The organism is Oleiphilus sp. HI0125 (assembly GCF_001635355.1).
The window spans coordinates 1-26,416 of sequence record NZ_LWGF01000588.1 but is presented as its reverse complement, the minus strand read 5'-3'; the positions used below and the strand labels follow the sequence as shown (position 1 = coordinate 26,416).

Annotated in this window: 27 protein-coding genes and 3 tRNA genes; 10 read left to right on the top strand and 20 right to left on the bottom strand. The window is 43.4% G+C overall.

Going from position 1 to position 26,416, the window contains the following annotated elements:
- The first annotated feature begins 7 nt into the window (after positions 1–7).
- Positions 8–1,501, top strand: a complete 1,494-nt coding sequence (locus A3762_RS07360; RefSeq protein ID WP_068476624.1) for a methyl-accepting chemotaxis protein — start codon at positions 8–10, stop codon at positions 1,499–1,501.
- A 781-nt stretch (positions 1,502–2,282) separates the two neighbouring features.
- Here A3762_RS07360 and A3762_RS07355 read toward each other — a convergent pair.
- From A3762_RS07355 to A3762_RS07320, 9 genes are all read right to left on the bottom strand, one after another.
- Positions 2,283–3,911, bottom strand: a complete 1,629-nt coding sequence (locus A3762_RS07355) for a methyl-accepting chemotaxis protein (protein ID WP_068476309.1) — start codon at positions 3,909–3,911, stop codon at positions 2,283–2,285.
- 127 nt (positions 3,912–4,038) lie between these two features.
- The gene (locus A3762_RS07350; protein WP_068476312.1) at positions 4,039–4,452 is read right to left on the bottom strand and encodes a hypothetical protein; all 414 of its coding nucleotides are present in this window, start codon (positions 4,450–4,452) and stop codon (positions 4,039–4,041) included.
- Positions 4,452–4,841 (bottom strand): heavy-metal-associated domain-containing protein, encoded by a 390-nt coding sequence (locus A3762_RS25730; protein ID WP_197469116.1) that lies wholly within the window; start codon positions 4,839–4,841, stop codon positions 4,452–4,454. The genes A3762_RS07350 and A3762_RS25730 overlap by 1 nt, the downstream gene beginning before the upstream one ends.
- Before the next feature lie 10 nt (positions 4,842–4,851).
- The gene (locus A3762_RS07340) at positions 4,852–5,502 is read right to left on the bottom strand and encodes a hypothetical protein (RefSeq protein WP_068476314.1); all 651 of its coding nucleotides are present in this window, start codon (positions 5,500–5,502) and stop codon (positions 4,852–4,854) included.
- Between the two features lie 66 nt (positions 5,503–5,568).
- A complete protein-coding gene (locus A3762_RS07335) occupies positions 5,569–5,943 on the bottom strand; it encodes a hypothetical protein (protein ID WP_068475135.1) in 375 nt (124 codons plus the stop codon).
- A gap of 90 nt (positions 5,944–6,033) precedes the next feature.
- Positions 6,034–6,210, bottom strand: a complete 177-nt coding sequence (locus A3762_RS27340) for a hypothetical protein (protein WP_156502747.1) — start codon at positions 6,208–6,210, stop codon at positions 6,034–6,036.
- Positions 6,211–6,460: 250 nt separating this feature from the next.
- Positions 6,461–6,829 (bottom strand): SDR family NAD(P)-dependent oxidoreductase, encoded by a 369-nt coding sequence (locus tag A3762_RS27335; protein WP_197469119.1) that lies wholly within the window; start codon positions 6,827–6,829, stop codon positions 6,461–6,463.
- A gap of 132 nt (positions 6,830–6,961) precedes the next feature.
- Positions 6,962–10,132, bottom strand: coding sequence for an efflux RND transporter permease subunit (locus tag A3762_RS07325; protein WP_068476316.1), 3,171 nt, complete (start codon positions 10,130–10,132; stop codon positions 6,962–6,964).
- Positions 10,133–10,152: 20 nt separating this feature from the next.
- Positions 10,153–11,280, bottom strand: coding sequence for an efflux RND transporter periplasmic adaptor subunit (locus A3762_RS07320; RefSeq protein WP_068754707.1), 1,128 nt, complete (start codon positions 11,278–11,280; stop codon positions 10,153–10,155).
- Between the two features lie 437 nt (positions 11,281–11,717).
- On the opposite strand from A3762_RS07320, the gene A3762_RS07315 reads away from it, so the two are divergent.
- Positions 11,718–12,464 (top strand): SDR family oxidoreductase, encoded by a 747-nt coding sequence (locus A3762_RS07315; protein ID WP_068476629.1) that lies wholly within the window; start codon positions 11,718–11,720, stop codon positions 12,462–12,464.
- A 159-nt stretch (positions 12,465–12,623) separates the two neighbouring features.
- Here A3762_RS07315 and A3762_RS07310 read toward each other — a convergent pair whose 3' ends face one another.
- The 9 genes from A3762_RS07310 to A3762_RS07270 form a co-directional block, all read right to left on the bottom strand.
- Positions 12,624–13,073 carry a thioesterase family protein gene (locus A3762_RS07310; RefSeq protein WP_068476320.1) on the bottom strand — a complete coding sequence of 150 codons (450 nt, stop codon included), beginning with the start codon at positions 13,071–13,073 and terminating at the stop codon, positions 12,624–12,626.
- An 82-nt stretch (positions 13,074–13,155) separates the two neighbouring features.
- On the bottom strand, positions 13,156–14,022 hold the full coding sequence (locus tag A3762_RS07305; protein WP_082868994.1) for a DMT family transporter: 867 nt from the start codon (positions 14,020–14,022) through the stop codon (positions 13,156–13,158).
- A 75-nt stretch (positions 14,023–14,097) separates the two neighbouring features.
- Positions 14,098–14,184 (bottom strand) — tRNA-Leu (locus tag A3762_RS07300).
- 31 nt (positions 14,185–14,215) lie between these two features.
- Positions 14,216–14,289, bottom strand: a tRNA-Cys gene (locus tag A3762_RS07295).
- Between the two features lie 283 nt (positions 14,290–14,572).
- Positions 14,573–14,648, bottom strand: a tRNA-Gly gene (locus A3762_RS07290).
- 99 nt (positions 14,649–14,747) lie between these two features.
- Positions 14,748–15,299 carry a CDP-diacylglycerol--glycerol-3-phosphate 3-phosphatidyltransferase gene (pgsA, locus tag A3762_RS07285; protein WP_068476322.1) on the bottom strand — a complete coding sequence of 184 codons (552 nt, stop codon included), beginning with the start codon at positions 15,297–15,299 and terminating at the stop codon, positions 14,748–14,750.
- An 11-nt stretch (positions 15,300–15,310) separates the two neighbouring features.
- The gene (uvrC, locus tag A3762_RS07280) at positions 15,311–17,176 is read right to left on the bottom strand and encodes an excinuclease ABC subunit UvrC (RefSeq protein WP_068476324.1); all 1,866 of its coding nucleotides are present in this window, start codon (positions 17,174–17,176) and stop codon (positions 15,311–15,313) included.
- Positions 17,163–17,801, bottom strand: coding sequence for a response regulator (locus A3762_RS07275; protein ID WP_068476326.1), 639 nt, complete (start codon positions 17,799–17,801; stop codon positions 17,163–17,165). Before A3762_RS07275 ends, uvrC begins: the two co-directional genes overlap by 14 nt.
- 144 nt (positions 17,802–17,945) lie before the next feature.
- Entirely contained in the window at positions 17,946–19,160 is a 1,215-nt protein-coding gene (locus tag A3762_RS07270) for a hypothetical protein (protein ID WP_082868993.1), read from the bottom strand.
- Positions 19,161–19,328: 168 nt separating this feature from the next.
- Here A3762_RS07270 and lexA point away from each other — a divergent pair, with 168 nt between their 5' ends.
- Both lexA and A3762_RS07260 read left to right on the top strand, forming a co-directional pair.
- Entirely contained in the window at positions 19,329–19,943 is a 615-nt protein-coding gene (gene lexA / locus A3762_RS07265; RefSeq protein ID WP_068754705.1) for a transcriptional repressor LexA, read from the top strand.
- Positions 19,940–20,389, top strand: coding sequence for a SulA-like leucine-rich domain-containing protein (locus A3762_RS07260; RefSeq protein ID WP_068476331.1), 450 nt, complete (start codon positions 19,940–19,942; stop codon positions 20,387–20,389). The genes lexA and A3762_RS07260 overlap by 4 nt, the downstream gene beginning before the upstream one ends.
- An 82-nt stretch (positions 20,390–20,471) precedes the next feature.
- On the opposite strand, the gene A3762_RS07255 is transcribed toward A3762_RS07260, so the two are convergent.
- Positions 20,472–20,723 (bottom strand): hypothetical protein, encoded by a 252-nt coding sequence (locus tag A3762_RS07255; RefSeq protein ID WP_068476333.1) that lies wholly within the window; start codon positions 20,721–20,723, stop codon positions 20,472–20,474.
- 199 nt (positions 20,724–20,922) lie between these two features.
- On the opposite strand from A3762_RS07255, the gene A3762_RS07250 reads away from it, so the two are divergent.
- Positions 20,923–21,813, top strand: coding sequence for a DMT family transporter (locus A3762_RS07250; RefSeq protein WP_068754703.1), 891 nt, complete (start codon positions 20,923–20,925; stop codon positions 21,811–21,813).
- Here the strand turns inward: A3762_RS07250 and A3762_RS07245 are convergent.
- Positions 21,810–22,349 (bottom strand): hypothetical protein, encoded by a 540-nt coding sequence (locus A3762_RS07245; RefSeq protein WP_068754701.1) that lies wholly within the window; start codon positions 22,347–22,349, stop codon positions 21,810–21,812. The two genes, A3762_RS07250 and A3762_RS07245, sit on opposite strands and share 4 nt — an antisense overlap.
- 115 nt (positions 22,350–22,464) lie before the next feature.
- On the opposite strand from A3762_RS07245, the gene A3762_RS07240 reads away from it, so the two are divergent.
- From A3762_RS07240 to A3762_RS07220, 5 genes are all read left to right on the top strand, one after another.
- On the top strand, positions 22,465–23,478 hold the full coding sequence (locus tag A3762_RS07240; RefSeq protein WP_068476340.1) for a response regulator: 1,014 nt from the start codon (positions 22,465–22,467) through the stop codon (positions 23,476–23,478).
- A gap of 4 nt (positions 23,479–23,482) precedes the next feature.
- A complete protein-coding gene (locus A3762_RS07235; RefSeq protein WP_068476342.1) occupies positions 23,483–24,445 on the top strand; it encodes a sensor domain-containing diguanylate cyclase in 963 nt (320 codons plus the stop codon).
- Between the two features lie 39 nt (positions 24,446–24,484).
- Positions 24,485–25,507, top strand: coding sequence for a glycosyltransferase family 4 protein (locus A3762_RS07230; RefSeq protein ID WP_068754699.1), 1,023 nt, complete (start codon positions 24,485–24,487; stop codon positions 25,505–25,507).
- On the top strand, positions 25,504–26,193 hold the full coding sequence (locus tag A3762_RS07225; protein ID WP_068476347.1) for an AzlC family ABC transporter permease: 690 nt from the start codon (positions 25,504–25,506) through the stop codon (positions 26,191–26,193). The genes A3762_RS07230 and A3762_RS07225 overlap by 4 nt, the downstream gene beginning before the upstream one ends.
- Positions 26,184–26,416: AzlD domain-containing protein (locus A3762_RS07220; protein ID WP_156493320.1), on the top strand; the 233-nt coding region annotated here is incomplete at its 3' end. The genes A3762_RS07225 and A3762_RS07220, both read left to right, overlap by 10 nt.

Here is a 26,416-nt window from a genome sequence, read left to right as displayed (position 1 = left end):
AAGCTCGATGAACGAGACGTTGCTGCGTGAACACTACATGAAAGCGGATAAAGTAATGCTCGCTATCATGAGCTTATTATTTACCATTTCGTTTGCGATTGCTCCATTATACAACTCATGGGTTGAAGCTATGTTTATCGGCGGTGGTACTTTTGGTACTGCACTGCTTATCAGACACTTTGCGCCCGGAGCATTAGTCACTCGCCTTTTCATTGGCACGGCGTTTATGATTATGACGTCACTACATATTCAGCAAGCACACGGCATGCTGGAATTTCACTTTAGTGTGTTCGTGTTAATCGCCTTGCTGCTCTACTATCGAGACTGGGCCCCGGTTCTCGCAGCGGCTGCAACAATAGCCACACACCACCTTAGCTTTTTCTATCTGCAATCAGGCGGAGTAAATGTTTGGGTATTACCCAGCACAGAACTTGGCATTAGCGTGATATTTCTCCACGCAGCATACGTTGTTATAGAGTCCGCTGTCATCGTATGGATGTCTATCGATCTTAAAAAAGAATTCCTCGCATCTATAGAACTTAGCACCACAACACGCGCGATCGTAAAGGAAGATAAAATTGACCTTTCGATTCGTACCAGTCGTAGCAACAAGCTCCTGCAAGATTTTGATCACTACACCGAAACGGTCTGTGAACTAGTAGATCAAGTGGCACAAAGCTCAACAAAAGCACACAATACAACGAGCGAATTACTAACGCTAAGCACGAATTTGCAGTCACTATCTTCGACACAGCAACAACAAACCGATATGATTGCGAGCGCGGTTGAAGAATTGACAGCATCCGCAAGAGAAGTATCTCATAACGCAAATCAAGCAGCTGATGCAGCATCTCTTGCACATCAAAATTCGCAGTTATGTCGCGACTCAAGTTCAGTGACAGAAACCAACATCCTCAACTTAAACCAACAAATTGCCGAAGCTTCGCAAACCATTTTATCTCTCGATCAAGAAACCACTGAAATTGGGTCTTTGCTTGATGTGATTCGTGGTATTGCAGAACAAACAAATCTTCTTGCTCTCAATGCAGCTATTGAAGCGGCTCGAGCGGGTGAGCAAGGTCGAGGTTTCGCAGTAGTTGCGGATGAGGTCCGATCGCTAGCTATGCGCACGCAGAAATCGACAGAAGAAATTGATCGTATGATTGAACGTTTGCAGAAAGGAAGCGGCAAAGCTGTTAGTACGATTGAAGCGAGTCAATCTCTAGTCAAAACCTGTGTTGAAAACACACACCAAGGTCTTGAATTAATCGAACGAGTGGAACAAGCCATTAACAAGATCAATGACATGAACCAAGTTATTGCGGGCTCTGCCAATGAGCAAAGTACGGTCACTGCTGACATCAGTCGAAGCTTAAACGAAATAGTTACGTCGGCCTTCGAGACCAATGACCAAATATCAAACAGCAATTCGATGATCGAAGAATTGGATCTCCATGTAAAACAGTTAGAGGCAGTAAACAGTAAGTTTAAAAGTACTTAAAGTTTCGTGAGAAGATCACTAAACCATTCAAATATGATATCGCGGCTAGGTAGTTCTTATGGCGACTGTTTCGACAATATGCCGCGCTAAATGAAAGGTAGTCGCTACTTGTCTTGTATTCTGCGCTTGTCCAAGAAAACACCATGGTTTTTGGGTGAGTGATCGATCGCTTGAATGTCAATGTGTGCGTTACCGCTCACATTGAGCTTGAGGTCCTGACGAAACCTTTAAACTACCGTACTGGCATGTCGATAAAGACCGCCAATGCTAAGTAATGCAAATCTTACCCTGGTTAATTTACGCTGCTCAAAAGCTGTACATTGTAGCCTTGACCGTCAACCAAAAAACGAAGAAGAGCTATGCAATTGCAAGGGCTTACTTGCGTCAAACAAGAAGGAATGTTTAGTCTAGCATTGGCGGCCAAATACATTTCAGCATCATGGGTATAGTGTGAAGATATTGCACTTATACAACCGATGTTACGTATTATACTAGGTTGCCTACCAATTAGGCTCAGTGCTTTGTTTGAGTCTGCAGATGTCGATCTATCTGGCAACGTTCCTCAAAACTTACAACAATAGGTCCTACATTGAATGATGCTCGTTTTCCATAGGTATTTTGAGATTTCGAGTTTCGCAAAGCTTTTTGTTTTATTGTTCTAAGAGTCTCTTCCGACTCAACCAAACGTGGCATGGCATTCTCCGGTATATTTGATGTTTGTTGTACGCCCAAAAAGTTCGGCTAGTTTAGTTGAGAATTTAGAAAGTGTTAGAAACTGAAATCAAACTCGTTTAAATGCTGAAGATATCCGCCCAAGGCTTTGCGCCTTCATATCTAAGTCTTTAGAGAGCTCATAACTTTGGTTCGCCGACTGCGTACTTGCTTCGACGAGATCAGACATTTCAACAATGGTTCTCGCGATATCCTCAGACACATTAGTTTGCTCTTCAGCTGCCGTGGCCACTTGCAGATTCAAACCACTGATCCGCGAAATGCTGTCGCTAATAACATCGAGTTGCCGACTCGCCTTATTAAATAAGTCAGCACTACTGGCAGTCACCTCAGAGCTAGCATTCATTACCGCAGCAGTATTCTTAGCCCCCGTCTGAACGCTTTCAATGATGTCTTCAATTTCAGTCGTCGATTGCTGCGTTTTCTGAGCAAGTGATCGAACTTCATCTGCAACCACCGCGAACCCTCTTCCTTGCTCTCCGGCTCGCGCCGCTTCAATCGCTGCATTTAGAGCGAGGAGATTTGTTTGCTCTGCGATGCCACGTATAACACTGAGCACGTGCCCAACGTTAGCAGAATCCTCTTCCAAACTATGAACGACCAACACCGTTTCCGATATTTGATGAGATAATTTATTAATCGAAACTTGTGCTTCGTTCATCGTTTGAACGCCCTCTTTAGCAGCAAAATCAGCTTCTTGCGCAATATTGGCCGCAGATGCAGAATGGCCAGCGACCTCCTGCGCTGTCGAGCTCATCTCCGTCATTGCCGAGGCAATATGATCTGTTGAATCATTAGCTATTGAAATCTTATCCACCAAAAATTGAGACGAATCTCCAAGTTTCTCTGCTGCACTGCGCATGGCACTATCAGACTCTTTCAAACTAAGTGAAATATCATGCAGAAAATTTTGCATCGAATTTGATGCCTTTGAAAGATTACCTAGCTCATCTTCGCGTGTGGTATCAATGTCGTTATCTAAATTTCCCTTACTAATATTTGAGATTACATTAATAAGCGTTTGACACGGTTCGATTATGGCTTTATTAATCACAAATATTGAGACAATCGAAAACATCAAAATCAAAACGAGTAACGCGATATTAATAACATATAGTCTAGAACTCGATGTTTCCGAGACTGCAGTGCTTTTCTCTAGAGCATGCTGTTCGATAATACTTGCAGCTTGACTCAATAACTTCGCGGGTTCACGATCAATACCCGCAACTGCTTTATCTCCAGCAGTATGTTCAAAGCCAGCATCGACAAATGCATCAAATCCTTTACGGTAAGCCGTTCCCATTTGTTGATGTGATTTTAAAAAACTCGAGACTAAGTCGCGCGCTTCACCCTCTTCCAATATTCTTAGCAAGGCTTCACCATTCTGTTGCACATCATTCTCACGATCTTGAAAACGCTGCCAATATTTAGTTCTCTGATTATCATCCGCACCACGCAATAGTGTATTCTTCCATTCCTGCACTTGAGTTTTGAATTCAATTAGCATGTAAGTTATAAGTCGTTCGCTCGCAATATCCTTCGTTATCAAATTATTGAAGCTATTGACCCCTTTTAAAGCGGAGCTAAAAGAAGCAAGGGAAGCACAAAAAATCGCTAATGAGCTTATCGCGATGATTGCCATCAATTTATTTCGAATACTACGTTTCAACCAACTCATCTAATCTCCGTATATCTAAGTTTGTCTAAATCGCACAAAGTAAAGCTCGACAAATAGAATTTGCAAGAAAGTATCGAAAATTTAATAACTAATATTGCATTTTAAGTTCTTACTCTGCATACGAGCGCTAATAGAATATCTCTACAGCCAGAAAGGCAAAGAAAAACCCTATTGCCCAAACCACCACAGAAGACCAGTACATCCAAGCACTAACGCGTCGCAATCGCATACATGCTCTCGCCTGCTCCGGATCAATGGGACAAGGGGCATTTCGCGCATTCCAACGCATTGACCCTGCAAACAAAATCATTACGCCAGAAACACCGAAGGTCCATGCTTTGTATTTTGAAAGCGCGATCAACCATGGTGCTGTTGAAACTAAACCTGCTAGGGCCGCCCCTGCACCAAGCATCACAAACAAAGCAGGTAATGCACAACACACCAAGGTGGCAAGCGAGGTAAACAAGCTTAGCGTCGGAGCGATCGTGTCTTTAATGCCATAGTTTGAAACATCATTTGAGACGTCTTCTTGGCCATCCATTATGAGCACCCTCTCGCGATACCCACGAGGTTATAGCCTGAATCTTGGATCAAGGTCGTCACAGTTTCATCATCTATCTCAACACCGGCTTCAGTCGCTACCACGACTTTACCTGCATTCAAATCGACATCGACACCGGTCACGCCCTCTTGCTCTCCAAACACCTTTTCTACGGCCCGAGCGCAGAAATCGCAAACTAGACCATTCACGGTAATATCAATGGTATTCTCACAAGCCGCCCCTTCCGCGCTCGCCGTTTGCTTTTCTATGCTTAGCCCGTCATGCGTATGATGATGCCCTGTGTTGTGATTCATGTGTTGTTCACCGGCAGAGTAGCCATTGCTTGTTAAACCAATCATCAACAAAGAAATAAAGATCAACTGTTTCATCATAAAACTCCTAGTATCGAATAATTAAGTTGAATAAGCCTTGGCCTTGGTCGTTCACACCAATCTCTGCAAGGTATTCATTTTTGAAAAAACGGAATAAAGGCGTAACTGAGGTTTGGTCATCCTTCGTTGGTGTATGGTCAACTTGCACCATGAACCAAGTATGTAAATCGCCGTAATTGCCAATGTAAGGCGCAAAGCCTATTCGTGCTTTTTGGGTATACGCACTTTTTATTGAACCGGCCTCGGTATAACGATTTTCGTATGACACGAAATAACGACGATCTTCCCAATCAGCAGCAAGTCCCACAAAACCTGCAGGCTGCTGCTTATTGTTCAGTTCGTCTAAATCACTAATGGCCCACCCAAGCGCACCTTTGAAATAAAAGTTGGCTTGAGATGTGGGTCGATTCCACCGTTTTAAAAGGCGGTTGTATTGCGCGCCATGAAACTGCCATTGTTCAGCACGCCAATACTCTCCCCGATAACCAATCGACTCACGCGCCGTTGGTGAATAATGAAGATGTAAACTACTCACATCCGCATCATTGTTTTGCATCAATGTGATGCCGCCTGGATAGGAAACTGGCCGTGCTTCGGCAAGCCCTACCGCAACGCTCAGTGCAAACAAGGCACATAAGCGATCAAAAGAAACATTCATTGTTTCACTCCAAATAAATATATAAACCGAAGTAAGAAATACTTCGATGATCAATTTGTTTCGGAGTTAGGCTTTCGGGGGTTTGTCAATCACGCTAATGCGCTGGAAAGGACTGCTGATGCTATCAACAGTATTAGGCTGAGCCTGAAGGTTAAGTTCGAATGAAATAAGCTCTATAGAGTTATTCGTTTGAGGACAGGTTTCACATTGGCAGTCATGTCCTCCGTAAGAATCATCTAATCCCGCAGAAGAGTCACTATCGGATGGTGATGAAAACTGTTCTTCATGGCAGTCTTCTGACATGGATGGTTGCGACATATCCATGTCATGCATAGCGATAGATTGATTGTCAGCCTCTTCAAAGCAGCATGATGTAGCTGCGCTCACCACATTGGCAAACACCAAAAACAACACTGACAAAACAACCACAATCTTTCTCATTGGAGCAACTTACCAACACTAATAAGCCAGGTCTAGTATTCCAATCAGCACCAAACAATATTTAAGACACATTTGGCAAAATCGATGCCGCTAATCAATCAGCATGTCTTTTAATAACTGATACAGCTTTACACACGCGTCTTTGTCTTGTGCATCAACATGCGGTGGACCGAAATCACCAATATCATTATCGAAATACTGACCACTTTTTACGGCAAAAGTTTCATCAAGCACTGAGCGAACAATGATTTCTGCCCCAATACTCATGTCATTCCCTGCAATCCCCAAAACCTGGCTAGACCATTTTGCTTGCTAATAACGACCCGGGGTTTAACGCAATAACAGTAGGCCCACTCTGACCTAATTGATCAGCGAGAGCACGAGACCACATCGTGATAGCAAGCTTGCTCTGCACCTAAGCTTGCATGGCATTACTAGTCTGTGAGCGACCACACAGGAGAGATTCATCGATAGGGGACTGTGCCGCTGAGGACAAATTAACAATGCGGCCATTGTTTTAGATGATTGGAAGCAAGCAGTGCGTTAAAACAAAAGGGGCAGAGGTATTCACAGCAAAACGCACATCAAAATCATCCTCCGTTCGCGTATCTAATGTTTTTAATATATCGGCATTGTTAATGAGCACATCAAGATAGCTATGGCTGTTTAATACAGCTTGAGCAAAATCCTTAGTCGCCGACACACTCGACAAATCGGCCTTATAGACCGATACGTTCGTATCAGGGTTAAGAGATAGAAGAAGATTGCTCGCAGCTTCTAGCTTCTCTGGACTTCGACCATGAATCAGCAGCTCAATACCAAGCTCTTGCTTTTGAATAAACAGCTTGACGGCCTCGAGCCAAATGCCATCTGTATCGCCGGTGATAAGTACTTTATTAACAGATCCTCCTACGCATTCCCTTTATCATATTCACCAGCCGAGTTCAGATAGATGATTAGTGAGTGTATAAACCAATAAAAAAGGACGCATAACGCGTCCTCTTAATCACCTATTCAATTATTGTTTTGCTAGAACAGATTCAGTATCAACATCGCCATCAATCGTCTCTTGTGGGCCTTTCACTTTTTCACGTAGTTTTTGGAGCATTACATAGAACGCTGGAATCAGCATGGTGGCAAACACAGCGTTCGCGATCATTCCACCCATGACTACATAGCCAATCGAGTGACGACTCTCTGCGCCTGCACCCGACGCGATTGCTAGAGGAATAACTCCCATCGTAAACGCAAGTGCGGTCATGACCACTGCACGAAAACGCAACAACGCTCCTTCTGTAGCGGCTTTGAGAATCGATAGCTTTTCGTCATCACGTTTAAATTTCTCAAACTCGACAATCAAGATCGCGTTTTTCACAGAGAACCCGATTAATAACACCATGCCCACCTGACCATATAAGTCAAAAGGTTGCCCAGTAATCAACAAGGCTATGAACCCACCAAGAATAGCAATTGGCGCAGCTAACATAACTGAGATTGGAATCGCCCAACTCTCATACTGTGCGACAAGAAACAGATAAACAAAGATCAAAGCCATACCAAACAAAATTGGCGCAAGACCTCCGGCCATGATTTGTTGCAATGCAGAGCCTGTCCACTGTCCCTCATAACCATTCGGCAAAGCGGACGAAGCCAAGCTCTCAGCTGCTCGCATAACATCTCCAGAGCTGTACCCCGGAGCTGGCATTAAGTTGACTGTGACCGCACCAAATAAGTTATAACGAGAAGACACATCAGGCCCAACAAAAGTCCGCGTTGTGATTAATGTGCTAAGAGGCACCATTTCCCCTTTTTCTGTGCGAACTTGCAAGCGGCCTATATCATCGACTTCGTTTCGGCTCGCATCGTCAGCTTGCATCTTGACCTGATAAGTTTGCCCGAACTTACTAAAATCATTAACGTACAAGGCTCCCAATTGAGTTTGTAGTGTTAAGAAAATATCCGACAAGGGGATACCAAGATTCTTCGCTTTTTCGCGATCAAGATCGATAAATATCTGTGGAATATTGGCTTGATATGTTGTGAATGCAAAAGCAATTTCGGGTGTTTGGTTAGCTGCAATGATAAAACTTCGAACAGCCTCACCAAAATCTGCGGACGATTTGCCCTCCAGATTTTTCAGAACATATTCCAAGCCGGATGTTGCTCCCAAGCCAGGTATTGGCGGCATCGAAAACGCGCGAATATTAGCAGCAGAAACCGCATTAAATTTAGTCTGTAAGCGCTGCATCACAGCATCTTGATGTTGACTGGGTTGCTTTCGTTCTGCCCAGTCTTTCAACATCACAAACCCTAAGCCTGCATTCGAGGATGCAGCACCGGTTAACATACTGAAGCCAGGCACAGTAATAAAATCTACCACCTCTTCTTCAGACTCAATGATCTCATGTATTTGATCGAATACTTCTAAAGTACGATTCAAGGATGCTCCGGCAGGCAGCTGAACATCCATCGCAAAACTGCCTACATCCTCATCTGGCACGAAACCTTTAGCAACAATATTAATCGATTGCCCCATACTGAGAACGACAAAAACTAATATGACACCAACAATCATTAGCCGACGAATACTTTTTGCAACAATCGCATGATAGCCATCAGTCAATTTATCAAAATACTGATCGAATTTTCGGAAGACTAACGCTTTATGTTTTTCACCATGTTCAGCTGCTGGTCTAAGCATCAAGGCGCAAAGCGCTGGACTTAAGGTTAAGGCATTAATGGCAGAAATAATAACAGAAACTACAATTGTGATCGCAAACTGATTGTACATTTGTCCAGAAATACCCGGCATGAGTGAAACCGGGATAAAGACTGCCATCAATACAAGAGTGGTAGCGATAATTGGCCCAGTCACTTCTTTCATCGACAAAACCGTCGCATCAACAGGAGACAATCCATCATGCAGATGTCGTTCTACATTCTCGACCACGATAATCGCATCATCGACCACAATCCCAACTGCCAAAATCATTCCAAACAAACTAATGGTATTGATCGAAAACCCCATATAAAGCATCACTGCAAAAGTACCAATCAAAGATACAGGTATAGCGACCATAGGAATAACGACAGCGCGCCAATTTTGTAAGAACAAAAATACAACGACTAAAACGAGAAAGATTGCTTCGTACAGCGTATCGAATACCTCATCGATAGAGCTTACGATAAAAGTGGTAGTGTCATAAGGGATAGTAGCCTCAATGCCCTCAGGGAAACGTGAACTTAAGTTATCAAGAACATTTTGAACACCTTCTTTAATTTCAAGCGCATTTGCACCAGGTGCCCGATAAACTGCGAGCAACGCAGCAGGCGCAGCGTTATAAAGACCCTCTGAGACATAGCTCGATGCACCGAGTTCAACGGAGGATACATCTCGCATGTAAACGGATGAACCGTCTTCATTTGAGCGCAAGATAATATTTTCAAACTCTTCAACTGAATTTAAACGCCCTTTTGTGCTTAATGTATACTGAAATTGCTGTTCTTCAGGAGAAGGTGCGGCCCCCACGTTACCTGCTGCAACTTGCATATTTTGTTCGCTAACCGCATTGCGAATATCTGTAACAGTGATTCCCAAGGCTGCCATTTGATCAGGTTTAAGCCACATACGCATACTGTAATCTTGCTGACCAAATATGGTCACATCACTGACACCAGGAACACGTGCGAGCTCGTTCTTAACGTTTATCGACGCATAGTTCGATAGAAACAGTCTGTCGTACTGATTATCGGGAGAGAAAACACTGGCTACCAACACCATGTCAGTAGACATTTTATCAACCGTTACACCTAGGCGAGTTACGTCAGACGGTAAAGAGGATGTCGCTCTATTCACTCGATTCTGAACATTAATTTGAGCAAGGTCAGGATCAGTACCTACCTCAAAAACTATCTTTAAATTATAGGTGCCATCATTCGCCGAATTTGATGACATATACAACATATCCTCAACGCCATTGACTTCATCTTCAATCGGCACGGCAACAGTTTCCATTAAGACGCTTTCATTAGCCCCAGGGTATACCGCACTAACTTGAACAACAGGCGGAGTAATTGAAGGGAACTGGGCCACCGGTAAAAGTTGAAGAGCAATGAAACCAGATAAAGCCAGAACAATTGAAATAACAAAAGCAAACTTCGGCCGATGAATAAAAAACTCACTGAACATCGCTACGCTCCTGCTAAGATCTATTTAGGTACCACGGATTGAGATGCTTCCGCCTTACTTCCAACGCGAACTTTCTGAAGACCGTCAACAATCAATTGTTCACCAACTTCTACTCCTGACTCTATAACTTGCCCTACACCTAATCGCATGCCGACCTGTATTGGCCTTTTTCTTACGACAGAGTCTTCATCTAGCATAAGAACATATTTACCAAGTTGATCTTCTTGAATAGATTTCTGCGGAATAACGATTTGACTCTGAGTTTGGACGCGCTTTACCAGTAAAGTAACGTGCTGCCCTGATATCAACATTCCGTCTAGGTTATCGAAAACAGCACGGATTTTGATTGTTCCAGTATTTGGGTTGACACGATTATCAACAAATTCAAAACGCCCCTTTTCAGGATAAACATCGCCTGAACGCAGTTTTATCTGAGCATACGATACAAGCCCATCACCACCCTCGGCTAAACTTTTCTCTCTCTCACTACGGTAATTTACAAATTCTGTCTCGCTCACGTTAATTGAGACATAAATCGGTTTGATTTTGACTAGAGAGGTAAGCGTAGAACTGGGTGTAACGAGATCACCAATACTGACTTCAGACTGGCTAATCATGCCGTCTGTCGGAGCATAAATTTTAGTATATCCAAGATTTAGTTCGGCATTCTTGAGATCGGCATTTGCCGCCTTAATTGAAGCTTCAGCTTGAAGTTTTTTACTCGTTAACTCATCCATTTGTGACTGACTAATCACCGCTTTAACGATCAGTTCCTCTCCTCGTTTATAGTTTATTTGTGCCTCATCATTAGCTGCACTTGCTTGTGCAACTTTCGCTTTTGCTTGGGCCAAAGCTGCCTCATAATTTTGTCGGTCTAACTCGAATAATAAGTCACCCTTTTGGACCTGAGAGCCATCATTCACAGCCTGAGATACTAAATACCCTTCTACACGAGCTTGTATCGTAACGTCTTCGGAGGCTTCTGTTTTGCCTGTAAACTCTCTGGTCGGATTAACATCCTCCGAAGCAATAGTGATTACACCGACTTTAGGAGGTGGTGCAGTTGGTTTTTTTTCATCTCCACCCGAACAGCCAACCAAACTGATAAACAAACTGATAACTATGCTCGTGCGACAAACCCTAATCATTACTTAACTCCCAGTTCATTCTCAACCTAAGGCAAATACGCTTTTGCACACTAAAATTACGACGTCTTAAGTAAAGTACATAAACTATAGATTGGGAAGCTTAGAGCTCAAACAAAAACAATAATTTAACCAAATTATCGACAAGCAATTACAACCGGGTCAATCTGTCTAGCGAGCGCTGGTCAAGAAAATATCTCCCTAAGAAAAAGCGTAAATGCTTGGATCGGCTTATCTCAGTGTTTCAGCTTTTATCATTCTTCCCCAAGAATTCATAAGATCTGACGGCCCTAATCAAGGACAATTCTGCCTCTCCTCTTCGGACGACAAACTTACGATGAGCTATCAGATCGACTTATAGGTATATAAAAATCAAGGCGTACAATATGCTCGCTGTAGTAACATACCATCACCAATTTAAATTCGATCGATTAAGAACTATGGATATAAAGAATAAAGTAATTGCCGTCACCGGTGCGGCACGCGGACTAGGCTTCGCGATGGCAAAACTACTATCAGAAAAAGGCGCACTCATTGCGCTAATTGATCTGGATATAGAAGCAACTAATAACGCAGTAAAAGAACTACCGAATGCAAAAGGCTATGCATGTAACGTGGCTCAAGAGCATGAGGTTGTGCAGACATTCTCGCAGATAAAAGAAGATTTTGGGCACTTAGATGGTTTGATAAACAATGCAGGCATTCTCAAAGATGGCTTGATGGTCAAAACTAATGATGACGAGGTTCAGAAATTACCATTATCCCAGTGGCAAGCAGTGATCGACGTGAATCTCACCGGTGTATTTTTATGTGGACGCGAAGCTGCTGCAAGCATGGTTGAGCAAGGCTCTGGTGGCGTCATTATTAATATTTCAAGCGTAAGTCGAGCCGGTAATTTTGGTCAAACAAATTACAGTGCAGCTAAAGCAGGTGTCGCGGCAATGACTGTAACATGGGCTAAAGAATTAGCCCGCTATGGCATTCGTTCTGCCGGAATCGCACCGGGTTTTGTTGAAACCGAAATGACGGATCTCATGCCTGAAGAAGCCTTCAATAAAGTCGCGAATTTAATTCCGTTAGGTCGTATGGGGCGGGTTGATGAAATCGCGCATACGGCAGCCTATATTTTCGAAAATGATTACTTGAGCGGTCGTATTATCGATGTAGATGGCGGCATCAGAGTTTAAAACTGATATATATGAGTAAGTACTAACTAGCGAAGAATCTTGACGATTGAACTCACTGAGTTCTCAATTATTGTGGAGACTTGGAGTTGAAACAGAAATACTTTTTCACTGCCCTATCAACTATTAGTCGCATGCGTTACAACTAGCTTGTTTTACTGATCACTTCAAGCACTCATCAAGACAAGCCTTAAAAGCATCAGGGACCAAAGCAGTTTTGCGTAAGTTAAAGTCAAAGAACACAACGCCAGTTTTTGCGATTGAAATCAATTGGCGCGGAGCGCTCTGTTCATCACAAACACGCGTCATTTTGTAATAGAGCTGACAGCTTTTAGTTCCAATGTCTTGTACTGAGATATCTATATTGAGCAAGTCTCCATAAAAAGCTTCGTTTTTATACGTAATAGCCAGATCAGCAAGAAGCGTCCCCACACCATCAACGTCCCACTCTTCGTACCCAAATGAACGAAAGAACAAAACACGCGCTTCGTGAAGCATGGTGATCATCCCATCATGCCCTAAATGGTTTCCGTAATTGATGTCACTAATGCGCACAGCAAGTTGTCTAGAAAAGTGAGTAGGACTTGGATAATCGAGTTCGACACGAGACATAAACATACCTTACTAATAAAAACGTACGAATGAAGCTTAAACCAGACTCGAGACTTAACCTGCAAATCCGAAAGACAAATGGTTAATGTGAAGCAGCTAAACCTCGTGTGATCACGACAAGTAATACTCCACCTAAGATCAATAACGAAGATAAAACAAGACGCTGAGTAATTGCCTCATCTAATAAACTTAGTCCAAAAAAAGCAGCAATAACCGGAACCAGTAACTGAACCGCAGCCGACTGACTGGTGTTCAAACGCTTTGCAGCCAAAAACCATATCGTATAACCCAGACCTGAGGCGATCCCCCCAGAAAGAGCTGCTAGGAGCAGCCCCTCAGCGCTAAGTTGCAAAGAGCCAAAAATAACACCACTAATTAGCAACACTGCGACGAGGGGGAGAGTGCGTAAAAAGTTGAAGAATGTATCAGATAGAGCATCTGTCGAATTCTTACCACGCAATGAATACACGCCCCATGCCGCGCCGGAAATACTCATCAAAATAGAACCAAATAAGGACGGTGCTCCCGCCCCTGGAAGAATAAGGTAAATTAAGCCTGCAAAAGCGATCAAAAATCCGGAAATTTCGGAACCCGATAAGCGCTCACCACGAAAGTAGGCGATCAGAATCATTGAAAGTTGCACACTACCAAACAAAATCAACGCGCCCGTACCGGTATCCAACAAGGTATAAGCAAAAGAAAATGCCGCTGCGTAGACAAACAACATCGCGCCCGCGAGACCATTGCCCTCGGCTTTTCTCTCACGTTTGTTTGAACTAAAAGATAAAATAAGAAACAACACTATCACAGCGGAAATCAGGCGCACTGCGGTAAAGCTAGCTGGATCAATATCGGCCGACGATGCTGGGGTAAAAGCCATGCGACATAAGACTGAATTTCCAGCAAATGCTAGTAATGCAATCGAAGTAAGAGAAATTGTACGGAACATAAAACAGAAATGCTTCCAATCAAACCGCAATCGCAGAGCATACAGAATAACAACTAAAAGGAAACAAAAGAAAAATGGTGCCCGGGGCCGGAATCGAACCGGCACGTCCCGAAGGACGACAGATTTTAAGTCTGTTGCGTCTACCAATTTCGCCACCCGGGCAGGGGGGCTACCAACTCTTATACATCAAGAGTGGAGGCGCGAGCCGGAGTCGAACCGGCCTACGTGGATTTGCAATCCAGTGCATAACCGCTTTGCTATCGCGCCACATTTTGTAAGGTGTTTAAGTGCTTTCGATGAACAAGGATTGCTACATCCAGTGCACTTTTCACCTTGGGTCGTACAATCGTACTCAGCGCTTTGCTAACGCGCCACATTTTGTAAGGTGTTTAAGTGCTTTCGATGAGCAAGGATTGCTGCATCCAGAGCATTTTTTACCTTAGGTCGTGCAATCGTACTTAGCGCTTTGTAGTCGCGCTACTTAAAAAAGCACGTGTATTATAGTGCCCTTTTAACAAAAACGCCTCGGGGTTTCCGAGGCATTTTTATTTGGAGCGGGAAACGAGATTCGAACTCGCGACCCCGACCTTGGCAAGGTCGTGCTCTACCAACTGAGCTATTCCCGCGTAAAACTTTTATCGCGTTTAGGCTGTTGCCTTGCGAAGAGGCGCATATATTAACGAATCAAATTAAGGAGTCAAGCACCTTTAAGCACTTAATTTTAATTACTTTTCGTTTGCGAATAATGCTCCCCAAGAAGCGGCTAAATATTGAACCATTGACCACAAAGTTAAGACTGCTGCGATAACGATCAAACCGTAACCAAACCAGAATGAAGCTTCAATTTTTGCACCAATCAGCAAAAAGAAAATCGCACTCATTTGGCACATTGTTTTCACTTTGCCTATATATCCAACTTTCACATTATCGTGTTTACCTTGTTGCGCCATCCACTCTCGGAGAGCAGAAACGACAACCTCTCTCCCTACAATGATAATTGCAGGAATCGTTATCCACCATACGCCAAACTCTTCAATAATCACGGCAAGTGAAATCGTCACCATCAGTTTGTCTGCAACCGGATCCAAAAACGCTCCAAATGGCGTCATTTGATTCCACTTACGTGCTAGATAGCCATCAAACCAATCGGTGACGCCAGCAATCCAAAATAATGCTGCGCAGGCGTAATAGTTCCAATCATAAGGAAGGTAAAAAGCGATCACGAAAACGGGAATCAAAACAATACGCGATAGCGTAAGGATATTCGGCAAATTCATTTTTTCTCTACTCAATCACCGTGCAGACTAAGGTATATATGCTCCGCTAGACTGCTACTAATGCCATCCACTTTGGCTATTTCTTCAATCGATGCTGTTTTAATCCCTTGCACACTGCCAAAGTATTTGATCAGTGAGCGCCGTCTCGTTGGGCCAACGCCATCAATCCCTTCAAGCTGAGACTGCCTGCGGCTCTTATCTCTTCGCTTGCGATGACCTGTTATTGCGAATCGGTGGGCTTCATCGCGAATATGCTGCATCAGATGCAAACTAGGTTCATCTGACGCGCATTGTATCGTTTTAAGGCCGCCCTGCCCATCAGGAATAAATAAGGTTTCAAAACCTGGTTTACGTGTTGCTCCTTTGGCGATACCAAGCAATAAAATGTCGCTGGCATTCAGTTCATTTAACACGTCTATTGCCATGTTCAACTGCCCTTTGCCACCATCTATAAAAATGATATCCGGACGCTTACTAGGCTCTTCATTCACCTTTCGATATCGCCGCGACAAAGCTTGCTTCATCGCTGCATAATCATCTCCAGGCTCAATCCCTTCTATATTGAAGGTGCGATAATCTGACTTTAGCGGCCCCTGATCGTTAAACACAACGCAAGACGCTACAGTTTTTTCCCCAGAACTATGGCTAATATCAAAACATTCCATACGCTTTGGCATGTCTGGCAATTCTAAAAGCGCTCTTAGAGCATCAACACGATGAAAAACATTTTCTTTGTTGGATAAATAGGTTTTTAAGGCGCTGTCAGCATTTGTCTGTGCCAACTTTTGCCACTGAGCTCGAATCGTCTTCACTTTGTGCGCAAACCGAATGTTTTTCCCGACAACATTTTGAACGGCTTCGCTCATCATCGTCTCATCCGCGCATTTAAAGGGCAAAATAACTTCGCAAGGCAAGTCTTTCTCGGCACCAGAACCCACATAATACTGCTCTATAAATGACTGAAGCCGCTCTTCTTTGCTCTCGTCTAAGAGCATTTTAGGGGTATAGTTTTTGTGCCCTAAAATTCGGCCCTTTCTGACGAAAAGCATCGAAAAAACCGAAACACCAGGGCCATCAGACAGTGCAACCACATCTAGATCTGCACTTCCTGATTCAACACTCTGGCTCTCTTGCGCATGGCGAAGGTGCTGAATCTGATCTCGCAGTTCTGCCGCCTTTTCAAACCTCAAGTCCTCAGAAGCGGTCTCCATTTCATCTATTAACTGTCGAAGAAGTTCTGGATTCTTGCCTTGCAAAAACATCGTGACATGATGAACGTCTTGCAAATATTCATCTTTATCAACTAATCCAACACAAGGCGCTTTGCAGCGTTTGATTTGATATTGCAGACAAGGACGTGATCGGTTTTTATAGAACGATTCTTGGCACTGCCTAACTTTAAATATTTTCTCTAGAAGCCCTAGGCTCTCACGGACAGCATGCGCATTCGGAAAAGGCCCAAAATACTGCCCCACTTTGCCTTTCGTCCTAACGCGTTTAAGACTCAGTGAAGGAAATTCTTTATCGGTCGCCAAATAGATATACGGATAAGACTTATCGTCCCGCAGCAAAATGTTGTAGGGAGGTTTCAGCTTTTTGATCAAATTTTGCTCTAAGATCAAAGCTTCTGTTTCACTATTCGTAATAGTGACTTCAATATTTTGAATTTTTGAGACCAGCGCGCGAGTCTTAGGCGCATGATCATTCTTAAGAAAGTAACTAGAAACGCGTTTTTTTAGATTCTTGGCCTTGCCAACATAGAGGATCTGCCCAGCACCATCGAACATTCGATAGACACCTGGGGCAGTTGATAAGTTTTTAAGGAAGTTCTTAGCGTCAAATGGCTGCGCGATTGCGCTTTGACTACTCTGTGGCATCGACTTCTAGCAATCCGTGCTTTACTGCCATGAGCGTTAGACCTACATCACTGGTAACGCCAAGTTTCTCAAATACGCGATAACGGTAGGAGTTAACCGTTTTAGGGCTCAAACACAACACGTCCGAAATTTCTTGAACCTTACGACACTCCATAATCATCTCAGCAATCTGCTTTTCACGAGAGGATAGTTCACTAAACGGATCATTGCTGGATTCATTTAAAGCCATATTTTGTGCGATATCAGGGCTAATGTAACGCTCACCCGCATGCACTTTCTTTACGGCTTTAATCATTTCACTGATGTGGCTATTCTTCGATACATAAGCGGAAGCCCCAGAATCAAGGACTCTTTGTGCTGAAGGGGAATCTGTCAATGCAGAGACGACGACAACCTTGATGTCATCACTGACTTTCTTAATAAGTCGCGTGGCTTCAATGCCCCCTATACCGGGCATTTTGATATCCATAAGCACAACATCTGGCTTATGTGATTGAGCTGAGTCGATGGCGTTTTCACCTGAGTCAGATTCACCAATCACATTTATGGATACGTCATCCTGCAACATACGTGCGATCCCTGCGCGAATAAGATCGTGGTCATCAACCACTAATACATCTATCACTTGACACCTCGCACTATGTTATCGCTAAGACACATAACAGTAAGTTCATCGTTTACATTATTTTTCACTTATAGGCGAAGTTTATGACCTTTCCTGAAAAATGTGAAACCTTTGCTTCAAAAGCCTCCTACCAAGCACTTTTTTTTAGAAGTATTTCACGAGTTCAAATTGCACATGATCCTCACTTTGCAAAAATCTCATTTTCTGCGAGGAGTCGGTCGCTGCATTAAGGATATCCATTGGATCAGTGGTCAAATGAGGTTTCCCGTCAAAGACCCAAGCATTTACAAAAAGCTTTACATCGCTTGTGAGGCGCTGGCTTGCCTCAAGTGAGTAGATACGTTCATGAGTTTTGTGATCAAGAATACCGCCCAATAGTATTTCGGATGAGTCTTCATCATTAAACGCATAACGCCATCCAACAAACACGTCTTGCTCAAACGTTATGCGACTGTCACTCTTACGATCATCGTATAAATATTCAGCAATCCAACCCAAATCTGCATAACTATCAAAGATCCCAACCTGCGTGTATTCAAATCCTGCGACGGCGGCAGAGTAACGAGAATCGATTCCTTTCGTTGAAATACCTTCGAACTTTAGTAACCATGATTCATAAATATACTGGAGTTCCAAACCCGTTTGATCGATCTGCTCATAAAATGGAACAAAAGCAGAAGGCGCCATCGGGTTATTCGGCGCCAATATTGGCGTTCGCCCAGTACCAGAAAAATGAGAAATCGCGAAATCAAGATCGTCGATGTAATGCGAATAACGTGCGGCAAAGTCTTGATGATTCTCTTCAGCGCCTGATTCGTACTGTGCATGATCCAATTCAATTGGCAGGGGCAAACTCAAACGCCCTTCTATATCATTAAAAGTACGCTCTCTAAAATAGGGCAACCAAAACAAATCGATCGTCCCCCAATCATATTCTGAAGAGAACTGCACCATCGGTTGACCAAGCTTATCCTCACCATCGACTGACTCTACACCATCAGTCTGGTTTACAATATCGACTAGATGCAGCGACTCAGTAACACCCCAAAACACTTTGCTTACGCCCGCTTTTAGCGACCAATTGCTTCCTATGTATGTGTACGCAGCTTCTCTCAAATCAGCATGACTGCGCTCGTCGTCATTCCTGTCATAACGTCCAAAAAGTAATACTTCGTAATCACCGCCAAGGACCTCTCCATCGTAGCCCAGCTCTAAACGCCCAGAGGTTTGACTCTTATCTTGTCCATATAATCCAGATTCCGAAAAGCCTCGCCATTCGACACCTAATTCAGCTTCAAAAGAAGAAAACGCAACGCTAGGAAAAAAAGCTGAAACGAAGGCAATTCTGCGCAAAATCATGGACACCACCAAACTTGTTATTATTGGGCGAATTCTGCCCGCAATTGCGATCTGCGAATAGAGCAAGTCTTGGAAAAGATTTATCCATAAACTTTACAAACAAAATAACACTGTATACATTTACAGATACTGGATATAAAAACAGATAACCCAATTGCGGTAATTGACATGGAAAAACTCACCAAACGACAAAGCGAAGTGCTCGCTCTGATAAAAACCTACGTAGATGAAACAGGTTATCCACCAACACGCGCAGAAATCGCAAATGCTCTCGGCTTTCGATCTCCGAACGCTGCAGAAGACCACATCAAAGCACTTGCAAAAAAAGGCGCTATCGAGATTGTTCCAGGTGCTAGTCGCGGCATTCGACTACCTCAAGATGAGTCGGCGAATGATGGCCTACCTATTGTTGGCCAAGTAGCTGCAGGTAATCCGATTCTAGGTGAAGAGAACATCGAAGATTACTGCACCCTGCAACCCGAATTCTTCAATCCCTCAGCTGACTACCTCTTACGCGTAAGAGGTATGAGTATGAAGGACATAGGGATACTCGATGGCGACTTATTAGCTGTACATAAAACTGAGCAAGCTAAAAATGGCCAAGTCGTTGTTGCGAGAATTGAAGATGAAGTGACCGTAAAACGCTTTTTCAAAAACAAACATACTGTAGAACTGCATGCTGAGAATGAAGAATTTCAACCAATCGTTGTTGATCTGAAAGAACAGCAGCTCGCAATTGAAGGTTTAGCCGTTGGCGTTATCAGAAAGGATACAATCCAATGAATGAAGCATACATCCAACAAGATCTAGGTTTTAACGACAAGGCACTTAATACTTCGTTTATTGAAATAGACGCTCCAAATAGCGCAAAAAAAGAAGCGAACGTAACAGAGATTATTATCGCGAAGTCAAAAGCAGATAGTGTTCAAATGCTATTGCCTATGCTTACAAAGCTGAATCAAGAACAACGCTGGCTCGCATTAATAGATCCGCCTAGCGAACTACTGCATCGATGGAAATCTGAACGAAAAACAGATCTCAATGAAATAATCGTTCTTCGATCAAACAAGCAAATATCCGGTGATGCGCTATGTCAAAAAGCTTTAGCAATGGGTACCTGCCATGCAGCTATTTTATGGACAAAAGGCATCAACAACGAGTTTTTTGAACAGCTTGAACGCGCATCGATTGAGGGTGATAGTCACGGAATTCTAGTCAGAAGTAGATAGAAAACATGACAAACTAGATATTACATATAGAGATAAAGCGCACTATGGATAATTTACTGTGCGCTCAAAAAATGGGTTGAGTTTAATGTACTGTTGAAGGGACTTCTTCTTTTTGCTGCGCTTCGTATGCAGCTTTTGACTTTACGCTTGCGGTTTGAACACCGGCACCGATCATCGCTTTTGCAACTTCTACAGAATGCTCACGCAAGTACTCACTAACTTCCTCAGAAAACTGGATCGTTACTAATGCGCCTTCTTCATCGATTCGTTTTAAAACAAATTCACCATCGTCTTGCTGAACAATCTCTAAGAAAGAACTATCTGCAGTACTCACACTTACTCCACAAATCTGTTTTCATTAACGATGAATGGTATCACAGGGAGACATAGGCTCTCTATGCTCTGAGAGGATCAAAGCGTCATTAAATATAAAATTTATTAAATTGAAAGAAATAACAATATTTCTTCTTCAGGGCCTGAATAGCTTACCTATAATCTCGCCATAGTTTTTAACGCTTACATTTGGGCCGAATATGCCAACTAAACCGTCTTCCAATATCGCGATCTTTACCTTAACTCTCGCCATGTTGATTTGGGCTAGCTCATTCATAGCGCTTAAAATAACATTTCAAGAGCTACATCCTGCCCAAGTGTTATTTGGAAGAATGTTATTGGCCAGTGTCTTTTTCGTATTCATGCTGCGTTGGATGGGGCGTCTAAACTATCAACGAGGTGACTGGAAGCTACTATTAATGATGGCGATAATGGAGCCCTGCCTCTATTTCATATTTGAATCATTAGCACTTCAAAACACGACAGCATCTCAAGCTGGCGTTGTAACATCTCTTCTGCCTTTATTGACTGCAATTGGCGCTTACCTTGTTCTCGACGAACGTCTGCATATTCGAACTTGGTTAGGATTTGCCATCGCCATTGTCGGTGCGATTATTTTAAGTGTTGCTGGAGATAGCTCAGAGACAGCCCCTAATCCGATGTTAGGTAACTTTTACGAATTGTTAGCGATGGTTTGCGCTGCCGTGTATACCTTAGCTGTGAAGCATTTAGTGAGTCGTTACTCCCCTCTCTTTCTCACAGCTCTGCAATCTTGGGTTGGAGCAATCTTCTTTCTTGGGCCTGCGATGTACGTCCCTTTACCTGAAACCATTAGTACAACGAGCGTTGTTGCCGTGATGTATCTTGGCATTATCGTTTCGATCGGCGCCTATGGCTTATACAATTATTCTCTGACGCGAGTACCTGCTACTCAAGCCTCTGCCTTCATCAACTTGATTCCAGTATTCACTGTTATCATTGCATTTCTAGTTTTAGGGGAATATTTCAACCACACGCAGTTTATCGCCTGCAGCGTGATCATCATCGGCTTGTATTTAAGCAGGACGCCTAAAAAACAAGACCTTAATTAATACTCGGCGTATTGTTCTCGCACATCAGAGATGAATCGCTTCAACTCACCGAACATTTGCGAGGCGTCTGCTACACCCATTTTTAACGAGAGAGCTCGCACGTCAATTTGAGTGACGGAAAGATCACCCATCAACCCGTCGTTCTGAGCTGCCTCGGCAGTTTTTTTGTCAGCCAACACCCAAGCATCTACACACACAAGAACCTCACGCTGATCAAAGTTATCTAGATCAATAAAACCAGCTTCCCAGCTCTCGCGACCGCGACTTCGTTCAACGAAGGCGCTAACAGACGCTACATTACTGTAGATCGACAGAAACTCTGACCAACTTTGGATAGTATTCACTTTGTTCTTGGGAGAGAGAAGCTCAGACCACTCGTTCAACCATGCCTGCCATGCCGTACTTAAGGACATCAAATAGCCATTGTAAATAAGCTTACGATCCGCGCTACTTACATTATTCATTGCAGCAATTTGTTTCTCATACCGACCCGCAAAAAGCATTTGTGCCTGCACGACATCTCGCCAATTTTTCATATACCCTCCAAATTTATGCGCAGTATACGTGTTGCTTTTCTAATCCGCACTTGAAGAGACGTAAACCATGATCTTTACTGAACTAAAGGCAAATGAATAAGGACAAAAACGCCTGATGACCACAAAAGTATTAATATGTGACGATTCAAAACTCGCACGTAAGCAAATGGCAGCTTCACTCCCTGAGGACTGGGATATTGAGGTGAAGTTTGCAGAGCACGGAGCAGAGGCGCTGAAGCTCGTAAAAGCGGGTGAAGCAGACGTCATGTTTATCGATCTAAATATGCCCGTCATGGATGGCTATGAAACACTCGAGATGATTTCATCGCTAGACCTGCCTTGCATGAGCATTGTTGTATCGGGCGATATTCAGCCTGAGGCCAATGCTCGCGTAAAGCGCTTGGGAGCGATCGATTTTCTCAAAAAGCCAATAGACCAAGGGCAATTAATCAGCCTATTGGAAGATTTTGGGCTTTATCGTACAGCCAATGAAGCATCCGCAAATCCGAACGTCAAAGATGCAATCAACAGCATCACTAGCATCGATTATCGCGAATACATGCAAGAGGCTAGCAACGTCGCAATGGGGCAAGCCGCGGATCTTCTTGCTCGCTATTTGAACGTATTTGTAAAATTACCTATTCCTAACGTTAACATCATTGATGTTGGCGAACTGGAAATGGCTCTGGCTCATACCGAAGAGACATCCAGCTATTCGGCTGTATGCCAAGGCTTTATTGGTTCAGGCATTTCTGGAGAGTCGCTGCTCATCTTCAACGACTCTTGCTTTAAGGACATGGCAAGCCTTCTGAATTTTCAGGGCGAGATCGATAGTAAGGCAGAACTTGAATTGCTAATGGAAATGGCCGGCATATTAAGCGGAGCCTGCATTAATGGTCTGGCTGAACAAATCGATCTCATCTTTAGCCAAGGACATCCGGTAGTGCTGGGTCAGCACGTTCAAGTCAACGAACTGATTGGCAAGAATTCAAACCAATGGAAGCAAACGCTGGCTATTGAAATTAATTACAGCATCGAAAACCACAACATCTCATGTGACCTGCTATTGCTCTTCACTGAAGATTCGCTCGATAAACTGTATGAGCAAATCAACTACCTACTGAATTAAGAATATGGAAGCAGCACTCGAACAAATGAAAGAATTCCATTGGTTGATGGACATGGTCCAAACCGTGGATGTCGGCTTAGTTGTTATTGATGAACAGTTCAATGTAAAAGTCTGGAACAGCTTTATGGAGAGCCACAGCGGAGTCAGCTCTGACAAGCTACGCAATAAAAACCTGTTCGAAGAATTTAAAGATCTTCCAGAAGATTGGCTAAGACAAAAAGTGAACACGGTATTTGCGTTAAAAAACCGTTCATTTATGACATGGGAACAACGTCCTTATCTATTTCAGTTCCCTAATTATCGACCAATTACCGGTACTGAGAAATTCATGTACCAAAACATCACCATATCACCGCTAGTTTCTTTGGACGGAAGCGTCAATCAAGCTGTAATCATTATTTACGATGTCACCGACATCGTAGCGAACCGTAAAGCTCTTGAAAAAGCCAACGATGAATTACAGATGCTTAGCCGCACAGATCGACTGACAGAACTCTACAATCGTGGCTATTGGGAAGAATGCCTTGTTCGAGAGTACGCCCGTTACACACGTTATAAAACTGAATGTTCCGTTGTCATGCTAGATATCGATCACTTCAAAAAGGTGAATGACACCTACGGACATCAAGCCGGAGATGCTGTGATTCGTAAGGTCTCTTCGCTCGTACGTGACAATTTAAGAAAAACAGATATCGCTGGTCGATATGGCGGCGAAGAATTTGGAGTTATTCTTCAAAATACTGATTCAGATTCAGCCGTTTATTTTTGTGAACGCTTAAGAAAATCAGCCGAAAAATGTGTCGTGACGCATGACGGACAAGAAATCAAATTTACGATCAGCCTCGGTATTAGTCAGGCCGATCCCAACCTTATGGATTACAAAGCTTGGTTAGAGCAAGCAGACCACGCACTTTATGCAAGTAAGGAAGGCGGTCGAAATCAAACTTGGGTCTATTCAAAAGTCTGAGTACACTACGCGCTTTACCAACACTTATGGAAAAAGCGCTTGAACATCTGCCACGTTAATCTTGCTCGCGGCTTCAGCGGGGGCGAAAGCCAGACAATTTTGCTAATCAAAGAGCATCTTCGCCTTGGCTATCACGTTAACGTTGTCGCTAAAAAAAACTCCCCCTTTTCGAATGCATGTAAAGCATTGGAATGCTCAGTTATAGAGGTAAGCCATTACCTGACTGGGCATAGCAAAGATGCCACTAGCAATATGCACGTCATGCATGTACATGAAGGACAAGCCATTTACTGGGCACTCATTCAAAAGCTAATATTTGGCACGCCATACATCGTCACAAGAAGAATCGACAATAAATTCAAAGATAAATGGATATCAAGCCTTGCTTACCGACTAGCATCAAATATTGTCTGTGTAAGTCATGCCGTTGAAAACATCGTCTCCAGACAATTTCCCGACGCGCGCACCAACGTCGTGAATGATTCGCCTGTTGCTTACCCAATTGATGAGCATGCTCTCGCAGCACTTCAGAGCAAATACAAAGACAAATTCATCGTTATTCAAGCTGCCAAACTCTATAAGCACAAAGGCTTTGATATCACTATCGCGGCGGCAAAGCGTCTACGAAAACAAACAGATATACACTTTTGTCTGTTAGGTGACGGTCCGGAACTCCATTATCTTGAAGCACAAGCGGATGGCGCACTCAATGTAGAATTTGTTGGTCGCCAAAATGATATGGGAACGTGGTTTGCCCTTGCAGATATCGTGGTTCTGCCATCTCATACAGAGGGCATGGGTTCAGTACTACTTGAAGCGACCTTGGCAGGAACGCCTGTTATCGGGAGCCGTGCAGGCGGGATACCCGACGCGATTCACGAAGAAGTAAATGGATTACTCGTAGATATAGCTGAACCTGAACAACTGGCCAATGCCATATTACGCATCAAAACGGATACAACACTGCAGCGAAAAATAGCACAACAAGCGCCTTCATTTATTGATGGGTTTAGTATTCAACATGCAGCAAATCGTTATGCGCATATCTACACTGAGCTATGACACCACAACTTAAAATTGCCGTGAGGCAAACCTTTCCCGTTATGTTTGGCTACGTCCCTATGGGCATGGCCTTCGGCGTATTGTTTTCGGAGCTTGGATACCCCTGGTACTTCGCAAGCATTATGGGCATTGTTATTTTTGCTGGAGCTGCACAGTTCATGGCTGTTGGCTTGCTTGCAGCGGGAGCGGGATTGATTGAAGTCACTGTTACAACACTGCTTCTGAACTCTCGACATGTTTTTTATGGGCTATCTCTGCTACAGGAATTCAAAGTAAAAGGTTGGCGGCGATGGTATTTAATTTTTGGCCTGACAGACGAGACCTATTCCCTGTTAACCTCAATGAAAGGCGATAAAGACGTTACACAGCAAAGTATCAGTGATCTGCAATTAATTATCACGGCGCTTAATCAAAGCTATTGGGTGATAGGCTGTACACTCGGCGTTCTTATTGGCGAGCAACTTAGCTTCAACACACAAGGCCTTGAATTCACCTTAACAGCCTTGTTTATGGTACTGGTGATCGAACAGTATAAATCAGTGAAATCATTCGCACCTTTTGCAATCGCTCTTGTTAGTGGCGCACTAGCACTTTGGCTAGCAACACCGCAAAACATGCTGCTCGTATCACTTAGTTTAAGTTTGGCTTTACTGCTAATGAAATATAGGCTGAAGCCATGGACATAATGTACTTAATTGGATTTATCGCAACGATGGCCGCTGCTACCTTTGCAACCAGAGCACTTCCATTTGTTCTTTTTCACAACCAGCAGCATCCTGTCGTCCTATTTCTAGGGCGCTATCTTCCACCCGCAGTGATGGCTCTTCTCGTGATGTATTGTCTAAAAGATGTCGAATGGTTGTCTGGCAATCACGGACTACCTGAGATCATTAGTTTGAGCCTTGTAAT